This is a genomic window from Actinosynnema sp. NPDC059797 (genome assembly GCF_042732085.1).
In the GTDB taxonomy this organism is placed as follows: Bacteria; Actinomycetota; Actinomycetes; order Mycobacteriales; family Pseudonocardiaceae; genus Actinosynnema.
The window spans coordinates 1-1,038 of the sequence record NZ_JBHWIE010000768.1 but is presented as its reverse complement, the minus strand read 5'-3'; the positions used below and the strand labels follow the sequence as shown (position 1 = coordinate 1,038).

Annotated in this window: 1 protein-coding gene; it reads right to left on the bottom strand. The window is 78.5% G+C overall.

The features are described 5' to 3' along the window. Positions 1-1,038, bottom strand: a 1,038-nt coding sequence (locus ACFV4N_RS44035; RefSeq protein WP_499678654.1) for an SDR family NAD(P)-dependent oxidoreductase, incomplete at both ends; no start/stop codon positions are given.

Below are 1,038 nucleotides of genomic sequence, written 5' to 3'. Positions count from 1 at the left end.
AGGCGGTGACCTCGCCCAGCTCGGCGCGGAACCGCTCGACGGCGGCGGCGACCTGCTCGGCGGAGGTCACGTCGGCGCGCTCGTAGCGGTGGGTGACGCCGGCGGCGGTCATCCGGGCCAGGTTGGCGGCCAGCTCGGCGTCCCGCTCCGGGTCGGCCCGGCCGACCAGGGCCAGGGACGCGCCCGAGTCGCGGGCGATGGCCAGGGCGCACTCGGCCGTGATGCCCTTGCCGCCGCCGGTGACCAGGAGCACGTCGCCGGGCTCCAGCGGCGTGCCGGCCGCTCCCCCGCCGGGCTCGGCGGGCACGGCGCCGAGCACCGGCACGGTCCGCGTGCCGTCGCGGTCGTAGCGGACCTGGGAGAAGCCGGTGGTCGCGGCCACCTCGGCGACGACCTTGGCCACGGCGCCGGTGTCCGGGTCCATCAGCGCGGGGTCGAGGTCGACCACGGTCACCGGCAGGTGCGGCGCCTCCAGGTGCAGGGTGCGGGCGAGGCCGGACGCGCCCAGCTCGTGCTGCACGACGGCGAACCGCCGGCCGGTCGCCAGCGCGTCGCGCGCCGCCGCCAGGAACAGGCCGACGTGCGCGTCACCGCCCTCGGGCGGCAGGAGCAGCAGCACGCCGTCGCCGGGCAGCGCGGCCCGCAGCGGTTCGGCGAGCGGGTGCCCCTCGGGCGCGTGCACCGACCAGTCGCCGGGCGCGGCGGGCGTGACGGGCGCGAGCGGGCGCTCGACGTGCCGGACCAGGAACGGCCGCACCCACGGCGCCACGCCGGGCACCTCGCCGCTGTCGCGCTCCTCCTCGTGGGCGGTGGCGGCCAGCTCGTCGATCAGGTCGGCCAGCTCGCCCAGCCGCACGGTGGCGAAGTTCGGCGCGGCCTCCAGGGCCGGGCGGCCCAGGCTGCGGGTGACCTCGTTGACGAGCTGGCCGACCGTGATGGAACTGAGGTGCAGGTCGTCCAGCGGGTGCGTGGCGGCGGTGACGGCGTCCAGCGGCAGCTCGACGCGCAGCGCCGCCAGCCGCCGCAGCAGGTCCAGGG